Source organism: Ideonella sp. P3_A4 (genome assembly GCF_056403075.1).
The window spans coordinates 1-8,469 of sequence record NZ_JBFUGE010000256.1 but is presented as its reverse complement, the minus strand read 5'-3'; the positions used below and the strand labels follow the sequence as shown (position 1 = coordinate 8,469).

9 protein-coding genes are annotated in these 8,469 nt (G+C 66.8%); 8 read left to right on the top strand and 1 reads right to left on the bottom strand.

The window, feature by feature from the left end; translation table 11 throughout:
* Nucleotides 1-2,297 (bottom strand): TonB-dependent receptor (locus AC1DYI_RS20290; RefSeq protein ID WP_477205939.1); only part of this gene is annotated, 2,297 nt, incomplete at its 3' end.
* Nucleotides 2,298-2,555: 258 nt separating this feature from the next.
* On the opposite strand from AC1DYI_RS20290, the gene AC1DYI_RS20285 reads away from it, so the two are divergent.
* The 8 genes from AC1DYI_RS20285 to AC1DYI_RS20250 form a co-directional block, all read left to right on the top strand.
* Complete coding sequence (locus AC1DYI_RS20285) at nucleotides 2,556-3,266, top strand: rhodanese-like domain-containing protein (protein ID WP_477205938.1); 711 nt, start codon at nucleotides 2,556-2,558, stop codon at nucleotides 3,264-3,266.
* Nucleotides 3,263-3,922: a cytochrome c biogenesis heme-transporting ATPase CcmA gene (gene ccmA / locus AC1DYI_RS20280; protein ID WP_477205937.1), complete on the top strand. Its 660-nt coding sequence runs from the start codon at nucleotides 3,263-3,265 to the stop codon at nucleotides 3,920-3,922. Before AC1DYI_RS20285 ends, ccmA begins: the two co-directional genes overlap by 4 nt.
* Nucleotides 3,916-4,584, top strand: coding sequence for a heme exporter protein CcmB (gene ccmB / locus AC1DYI_RS20275; RefSeq protein WP_477205936.1), 669 nt, complete (start codon nucleotides 3,916-3,918; stop codon nucleotides 4,582-4,584). The genes ccmA and ccmB overlap by 7 nt, the downstream gene beginning before the upstream one ends.
* 28 nt (nucleotides 4,585-4,612) lie before the next feature.
* Nucleotides 4,613-5,401 (top strand): heme ABC transporter permease CcmC, encoded by a 789-nt coding sequence (gene ccmC, locus AC1DYI_RS20270; RefSeq protein WP_477205935.1) that lies wholly within the window; start codon nucleotides 4,613-4,615, stop codon nucleotides 5,399-5,401.
* On the top strand, nucleotides 5,398-5,589 hold the full coding sequence (gene ccmD / locus AC1DYI_RS20265; protein WP_477205934.1) for a heme exporter protein CcmD: 192 nt from the start codon (nucleotides 5,398-5,400) through the stop codon (nucleotides 5,587-5,589). Before ccmC ends, ccmD begins: the two co-directional genes overlap by 4 nt.
* Complete coding sequence (ccmE, locus tag AC1DYI_RS20260) at nucleotides 5,586-6,038, top strand: cytochrome c maturation protein CcmE (RefSeq protein WP_477205933.1); 453 nt, start codon at nucleotides 5,586-5,588, stop codon at nucleotides 6,036-6,038. The genes ccmD and ccmE overlap by 4 nt, the downstream gene beginning before the upstream one ends.
* Nucleotides 6,035-8,071: a heme lyase CcmF/NrfE family subunit gene (locus AC1DYI_RS20255; protein WP_477205932.1), complete on the top strand. Its 2,037-nt coding sequence runs from the start codon at nucleotides 6,035-6,037 to the stop codon at nucleotides 8,069-8,071. Before ccmE ends, AC1DYI_RS20255 begins: the two co-directional genes overlap by 4 nt.
* 253 nt (nucleotides 8,072-8,324) lie before the next feature.
* The coding region (locus AC1DYI_RS20250) for a helix-turn-helix domain-containing protein (RefSeq protein WP_477205940.1) at nucleotides 8,325-8,469 on the top strand (145 nt) is incomplete at its 3' end.

Sequence of the window (8,469 nt, the reverse complement as noted above, 5' to 3'; positions counted from 1 at the left end):
GCACCGGCCAGCGGCTGGCCACTGAGATCGCGGTAGGGCGGGGCACCGGCAAAGCCGTTCTCCACGGGTTGCGCGGCGTTCGGGAACTCTTTGTAGACCGCGCGGTTGTAGGCGCCCGAAATGCGCAGCAGCGTGTTCGGGATGCCGGCGTACACGCCGTCGATCTCGAGCCCGGAGGCCTGCACCTTGGGCACGTTGCCGGTGGCCGAGACGTAGGCGTAGACGTAGCCGGGATCGCCCGGGTGCAGGTCGCCGTTGTTGAGGTCGGTGGTGTACTGGTCGACGATCCGCACCGACTGCTGGTAGTTCGAGATTCGCGTCAGGAACACGTCGGCGTTGAAGATCAAGGTCTTGTCGAGCAGCGAGGTCTTCAGTCCGAGCTCGAACGAGTTGGTCTTCTCGGGCTGGACCAATGCCGACGCGCCGTTGACCAGTTGCGAGATGCCAGCCTTTTCGCCGTGCTGGAACGACGCGTAGGCGGTGATGTCGCGGTTGATCTTGTAGCTCGGGCTGATCACGAAGGCCGGCTGGTTGGCGCGGTAGGACTCGGCCGTCGTGCGGTTGAACACCACGCCGATGGCCGCCTTGCGGATCGCCTTGGCCGCGGCGATCTCGCCCATCTGGGCGGCGCTCAGGCCGCTGTACGACGCCACGCCGAAGTACTTCAGCGCGGTGGCATCGGCCAAGGCGAGTTGTTCGGCGCTGTTGCCGACATCCAGCGCGCCGGACGAGGTCGTCGCGAAGCCGCCGAGGTTGACGGTGCCCGCCGCCGAAGACACGGACACCGGGTTCAGCTCGGCACCGTTGCCGTTGTCGCTGATGTACGAGCTGCCGGTATTGCGGCGGTCCTCGTGCGTCAGCCGCGCGCCGGTCGTCAAGGTCAGTGCATCGCTCAGGTGCCAGTTGGCCTGTGCAAAGACAGCGGCGCTCTTGTTCTCGATCTTCTGCTCGCCGGTCGGTGAGTTGTAGGCCATGTTCAGGTTCGCCAGCGAGTTGGTCAGCAGATTGCGACCGGTGCTGGTGGCATCGAGCAAGGTGTACTGCGCATTGGTGGCAAACCAGGCGCCGGCGTCGTTGCCCCAGCCTCGGCGATAGGTGGCCGAGTTGTCGATACTGATCAAGTACAGGCCACCCTGGTAGTCGACGAAGCCGCCGGTGGGCGAGGCAATGCGCAGCTCCTGGCTGACCTGCCTGTAGTCGTTCCAGAAGCCGCCTGCATTGCGGTAGACATCGAAGGGGGTGCCTTCGTCGTTGACCGCGTCGAAGTGGTAGTCCTTGTAGGCGGTGATCGAGGTCGCCGTGTGACCACCGATCTGCCAGTTCAACTCGGCGGTTGCGCCGCGGCTGCCGGTGACCAGCGGCCGCTGGTTGTCGTTGCTGAGCGAGTTGAAGTAGTCATCGACGCTGAAGATGCCGCTCTGCGTGAACCAGCGGCGGCCCAGGCGGCCCGCGTTGTCCAGTGCGGTGTTGGGGCTGCCGTCGGCGAAGGTGGTCGGCGTTGGGCTGTAGTCCGTGCGGCCGTTGGTGGTTTCGCCGGCGCGGGGCTGCAGGTCGAAGCCCAGACGTGCGCTGAAGTCGGGGCTGGGCGTCAGCAGGAACTGGACGCGGCCCGAGACACGGTCCCTGTTGGTGTAGGTGATGTCCTTGTTGTACCGGTTGGTGATGTCGCCCGGGCCGCGGTTGACCGAGACGGTGCCGCGCCAGGCCAGCAGGCCGTCGACCACCGGGCCGCCGACCGCCGCGGTCGCCATCAGGCCGTCGTGGTCGCGGAACTCGAGCGTGTAGTCGCTGGTGGGCGTGAACGATGGGCGGCGCGTCGTGAAGATGATGTTGCCGACGCTGGCGTTCTTGCCCAGCAGCGTGCCCTGCGGGCCGCGGGCGACTTCGATCGTGTCGATGTCGACGAAGTCGAAGCTGGAGGTGAGCGCGTTGTAGGCGTAGCTGACACCGTCGACGATGATGCCCACACTGGGGTCTTGCGCTTCGGTCTGGCCGATCTTGCCGATGCCTCGGATCGACAGGCTGCTGGTGCGCTGGTTGCCCAGGTTCCACGACACGTTGGCGGCGCGCTGGGTGATCGCGTCAATGCCGTGGGCACTCAGGCGCTCGAGTTCGGCCCCTTGAACGACCGAGATCGACAAAGGCACATCCTGCAGTTTCTCGATCCGATTGCGGCTGCGCACGGTGACGGCGTCCAGCGCGGCGGACTCGCCGGCCTGGCCCGGCTCGGCGACGTTGTCGGCTGAAGGTGGCGCTGCATCAGCTGCGCGCAGTGGGCCGTGGGCCAGCAGGGCCATCCCGGCCGCCACGGCGGCGACAGGCGCGAGGCGGAATCGACTTGAAGTCTGTTGGTCTGGGAAGTTGGTTGTTCTCTTCTGCGTTCTCTTACGGCTCACGGAATGCCCTTTGCTAGGTTCAGGTTGGAGGCGAATCAGGGGACGCCTCCAAGCAGGCTGCGTGCCTAGCAGAACAGCAACTATCGACATGACGGCAGTCGCTTCGAGCGCCATTTTTCGTGCCGACAACCGACTGCCGGCGCCATCGAACCAATCGACGTGACCGCGCAGCTGCACGCACTGTTGGACTGCCGACAGCAACGCATCGGTGACTGCTGCAATTGCAGCGCGACGCTGTTGGAAGTCGTGCTGAGCAGACGCATGGCGATGCGTTTCTGTGTCTTTTGCGTTGGCATGGTTGCTGCTGAGATGGTTGTTCGCGGCGCGCAAGGCTCAGCGTTTGAGCCAGTTCGTATGCGTGCCGATCGCACCCTGTCCATGAAAGCAAGCTCAATGAAGAACATCGGTCTCGTGGTCCTTCTGGCGTTGGCCTCAGCGGCGTTCACTGCCTCGGCCCAACAAGCTGCAGCTACGGCGACGGCTGCCGCCGCGCCGGCTGCACCGGCCTGGAAGTACAAGACCAAACAGCTGTCCCGCGACGAGGTCGACGTGTTGCTCGCCAAGCCGGACAAGTTGCTCGTGCTCGATGTGCGGCGTCCCGATGAGCACATCCGGTATGGCAGCTTCCCGGTCTTTCTCAGCGTGCAGGCGAGCGAGCTCGAAAAGCAACTCGCCTATCTGCCCAAGGACAGGCTGATCCTGACGGTGTCGAACCACGCGCAGCGCGCCGGTGCCGCAGGCGACCTGCTGGCCGCCAAGGGCTACACGATCGCCGGCGCGACCGGCTCGGAGGACTACGAGAAAGAAGGCGGCAAGGCCGTGGCGCATGTCCAGCCGCCGGCACCGCGCGCGGCGGCGTCGGCGCCGTGACGCTGGGTGCTTCGCGGCTCGCCTGCGTGCGAGAGGGGCGAGCGTTGTTCGATGAGCTGAGCGTCGAAGTCGGCGCCGGCGAAGCCCTGTGGGTGAAAGGGCGCAATGGCGCTGGCAAGACCAGTCTGCTGCGCCAACTGTGCGGCCTGACGCGGCCGTCCGCCGGGGCCGTGCTCTGGCGCGGGCATGACATCCACCGAAAGTACCAGGCGAGCGCGGACTTTCATCGGGCGCTGCTGTACCTTGGCCATGCGAACAGCCTGAAAGACGAACTGACCGGTGTCGAGAACCTGGTGCTCGGCGAGCGCCTCGCCGGCCGGACGCTGGACAGTCGCGGCGCTGTCGAGGCGCTGGCCCGCGTCGGGCTGTCGCGTGCGGCGTGGCGACCGGCGGGGCGCCTGTCGCAAGGCCAGCGCCGACGTGTTGGACTGGCTCGGCTGCATGTGACGCAGGTGCCGCCGTTGTGGATCCTCGACGAACCCTTCACCGCGTTGGACGACGTCGCCGCCGATGCCCTTCATGCGACGCTGGAACAGCATCTGACGCGCGGCGGCATCGTCGTCTACACGACGCATCAACCGCGCTCGTTGACGGCTGTCAGATCCCACGTGCTGGACCTGTCGGCTCGCAGTGCGGCCCAGCCGCAGCCATGCTGAAGGTGCTGGTGCATGCTGCGCGTCGCGACCTGTTGCTGGCTTGGCGTAGGCCTGGCGACGCCTTGGCCGCGCTGTTCTTCTTTGTGATGGTGGCGATGCTGTACCCGCTTGCCGTAGGGCCCGAGCCGGCGCTGTTGCGCAGCGTGGGGCCGGGCGTGTTGTGGGCCACGGCGCTGTTGGCGTCGATGTTGTCACTGGGACGGATCTTCGGCCACGACCTGGTCGACGGCACGCTGGAACAGATGCTGCTGTCGGCCCAGCCGCTGGTGGCGGTGGTGATCGGCAAGGTCCTCGCGCATTGGTTGATCACGGGGCTGCCGCTGGTGCTGCTGACGCCGCTGATCGCGTTGCAGTTCGACCTGCCCGCTGAGTCGGTACAGGTGCTGGCGGCGAGCCTGTTCATCGGCACGCCGGTGCTGAGCCTGGTGGGCGCCATCGGCGGTGCCCTGACGCTGGGCTTGCGCGGCGGTGGCGCGCTGGTCGCGGTGTTGGTGCTGCCGTTGTATGTGCCGGTGCTGGTGTTCGGCGCCGGTGCGGTGGGTGCGCAGGCCAGTGGCGGCAACTTTGCCGCTCACCTGCAGCTGTTGGGCGCTTTGTTGGCCGCGGCGTTCGCGTTGGCGCCCTGGGCCGCGGGGGCGGCGCTGCGCATCGCGTTGAACTGAACTCTTTGCAGGTCACCAAGGAACTGTCTTGATTGCCACATCGCACGACCCGGCCACGGCCAGGCACTCGTTTCCTAACGGCGCTGGATGGTGGAAGTACGCCTCGCCGCAGGCCGCTTACTTCGCCATCGGCCGCTTGTTGCCGTGGTTGCTCGTCAGCGGCGTGGTCGTGCTGAGCCTGGGCTTGGGCGTCGGCTTTCTGGTGGCGCCCACCGACCATCAGCAAGGCGAGGTCTATCGCATCCTGTTCGTCCACGTGCCCACCGCTTGGGTGGCGATGGTGGTCTACGTGGCGATGGCGTTCTGGGCTGGCGTGGGGCTGGTGATGAACACGCGCTTGTCGTTCATGCTGATGCAGGCCCTGGCGCCCACGGGCACCTTGAGCGCGTTCCTGTGCCTGTGGACAGGCGCGCTGTGGGGCAAACCCACCTGGGGCACCTGGTGGGTTTGGGATGCTCGCCTGACCTCGGTGCTGATCCTGCTGTTTCTGTATGTCGGCTTCATCGCGCTGCAGTCGGCGATCGAGGACGCGCAGCGCGCCGACCGCGCCGGTGCGCTGCTGGCGCTGGTTGGCGTGGTCAACGTGCCGATCATCTACTTCTCAGTGAAGTGGTGGAACACCTTGCACCAGGGCGCTTCGATCACCCTCGGCAGTGCACCGACGCTGGCACCCGAGATGCTGCTGGGCCTGTTGGCGAGCGCGCTGGGGCTGTGGCTGTTGGCGATCGCTGCGGTGCTGGCGCGATTGCGTTGCATCGTGCTCGAGCGTGAGCGTCATACGGGTTGGGCGGCGCGCGCCGCGGAGGGGGCGGTATGAGTTGGCGTGGCGCGAGCGAATTCGTCGGCATGGGTGGCTACGGCATCTATGTGTGGGGCTCGCTGGGGATGGTGGTGGTGGGCCTGGTGGGCGAGTGGGTCCTGCTGACGTGGCGGCTCCGGGCCGCGTTGCGACGGGTGAAGTCGTTCCATGCGGGCGATGAGTCCAGCCTGGGCGAGGTCGAATGAGGGCGCGTCATCAACGGTTGGCGCTGCTGGCCACCGGACTGGCCGCATTGGCGATCAGCGTCTGGCTGGTGTTGTCGGCGTTGAAGAAGAACATGGTGTTCTTCTTCACGCCCACCCAAGTGGTGGCGGGCGATGCCCCCTCTCAGCAGCGCTTTCGTCTCGGCGGTTTGGTGGAAGGTGGCAGCGTGCAGAGGCAGGGCGATGGTGTCACGGTGAGCTTCATCGTGACCGACATGGCGCAGCGCCTGCCGGTTCGCTACCGCGGGGCCTTGCCCGACTTGTTCAAGGAGGGCAAGGGCGTGGTGGTCCAGGGGCGGCTGCTGCCGGACCAGGTCTTCGTGGYCGATGAGGTGCTGGCCAAGCACGACGAAAACTACATGCCGCCGGAAGCAGCCTACGCCTTGAAAAAAGCCTCCGCCGATGCCAAGCCAGCGGGGCTGTCGCAGTGACGACCGAGCTCGGCCACTTCGCACTGGTGCTGGCGCTGGGCTTGGCTTGTGTGCAAGGCACGCTGCCGCTGCTCGGTGCTCATCGCGGCCGCGCGCGATGGGTGGCGCTGGCCCGACCTGCGGCTGCCGGCCAGTGCCTGTTCGTGACGCTCGGCTTCGGCGCGCTGGTCCACGCGTTCGTCAGCAACGACTTTTCGCTGGCCTACGTGGCTTCGAATTCGAATTCGCACCTGGCGCTGCACTACCGCATCGGCGCCGTCTGGGGTGGGCACGAAGGCTCCATCCTGCTGTGGATCCAGATCCTGGCGTTGTGGTCGGTGGCGATGGCCTGGTTCAGCCGGGGCCTGCCCGATGCGCTGGTGGCGCGCGTGCTGGGGGTGATGGGGCTGATCAGCGTGGGTTTCCTGTGCTTCCTGCTGTTCACGTCCAACCCGTTTGACCGCCTGCTGCCGGCGCCGCCCGATGGGCGCGACCTGAACCCGCTGCTGCAAGACTTGGGCATGATGGTTCACCCGCCGGTGCTCTACATGGGCTATGTCGGCTTCTCGGTGGCATTTGCGTTCGCGATCGCGGCCTTGCTTGGCGGCCAGCTGGATGCGGCATGGGCGCGCTGGACGCGACCCTGGACGCTGCTGGCCTGGGCTTTTCTGACGCTCGGAATCTGTCTCGGCAGCGCCTGGGCCTACTACGAGCTGGGCTGGGGCGGCTGGTGGTTCTGGGACGCGGTGGAGAACGCCTCGTTCATGCCCTGGCTGGTGGGGGCGGCTCTGATCCACTCGCTGGCCGTCACCGAAAAGCGCGACAGTTTCAAGAGCTGGACGGTGCTGCTGGCGATCCTGGCCTTCTCGTTGTCGCTGCTGGGCACCTTCCTGGTTCGCTCGGGTGTGCTGAGTTCGGTCCATGCCTTTGCCAGCGACCCGCGGCGCGGGCTGTACATCCTGCTGTTCCTGGCGGTGGTGATCGGCGGTGCGCTCGCGCTGTACGCCTGGCGTGCGCCCACCGTGGGTCTGGGCAAGGGTTTCGCGTTGTTCTCGCGTGAGTCGCTGCTGATGCTCAACAACGTGCTGCTGGCCGTTGCGGCCGGCACGGTGCTGCTCGGTACGCTGTACCCGTTGGCGCTGGATGCGTTGGGCTTGGGCAAGATCTCTGTCGGCCCGCCGTATTTCGACGCGGTGTTCGTGCCGCTGACGATGCCCTTGCTGTTGTTCGCCGCCATTGGTCCGGCGGCAAGCTGGAAGCGGGCCTCGGTGTCGGGTGTGTTGCAGCGTCTGGCGGGGCCCGCGATGGCGGCGGTGGCCTTTGCCGTGGTAGCCGGGGTGACGCTGGCCCTCTCATGGCGCGCGGCACTCGGCCTCGCGCTGGCGGCCTGGCTGTTGCTGGGCACTGGCGCCGATCTTCTGCGTCGCCTATGGCAACAACCTGCGGGCACGCGTTGGCGGGCGCGCCTGGGCTCCCCGCCATTGAGCTATTGGGGCATGGTGGCTGCGCACACGGGGCTGGGCGTGTTTGCGATCGGCGTCACGCTGGTGAACAGCCTTGAAACATCAAACGAACTCGGGTTGCGCGTTGGCGAAAGTGCCATGCTGGGCGACTACCGATTCGCCTTCACCGAGCTGAGGCGCGTCGACGGCAGCAACTACCTGGCGGCGCGCGGCCGATTCGACGTGACCGACGTGACGCGAGGCGAAGAACGCGTGGCCACGCTGTACCCGGAGCGACGTATCTATGTCGTGCAGCAGATGCCGATGACCGAGGCGGCGATCGACCGCGGGCTGTGGCGCGATCTGTACGTCTCGCTCGGCGAGGCGACCCAGGATGGGCGCTGGCTCGTGCGCGTGCAGGACAAGCCCTTCATGGGCTGGATCTGGGCCGGTGCATTGCTCATCGCGTTGGGCGGCGCGCTGGCCGCGGGCGACAGGCGTTATCGCGCGGCGGTTCTGCCCAGGAAAGCCGCCACCCCCGTTCGAGCGGGGGCTGGGTTGTCCGTGGCGCAGCCGCGCGGTTTCGGCGCGCAGGCTCCCGGTATCGACTGATGTCAGGCGGGGCCACCACCCGGGCACTTTGCGCCTCGGGTGGACGCCGGGAGGCGGCATGGCTACCATTCGCAAACGGCGAAGGCTCCCTTGAGAACATCCGTGCGCACGCCATCGAGCCTTCGTGCACGATCATGGTTGCGATGGGCTGCTGGCGTGAAACTTACCGGTTGAGCGCCGGCCCCGGCTGTCTGCCCGACCGGGGTGGCGCGGTGCGGGTGAAGGCAGTCGTCGCACCCCATTCCTGCCTGCCATGCGCTTCGACCTCGTCACCCTCAACCTCGTCCTCGCTATCGCCGAATCGCGCAGCATCACGCGTGCGGCGGAGCGTGAGCACCTGGCGCTGGCGGCGGCAAGCAAGCGGCTGAAAGACCTGGAGACGCGCCTGGGCGTGCAGC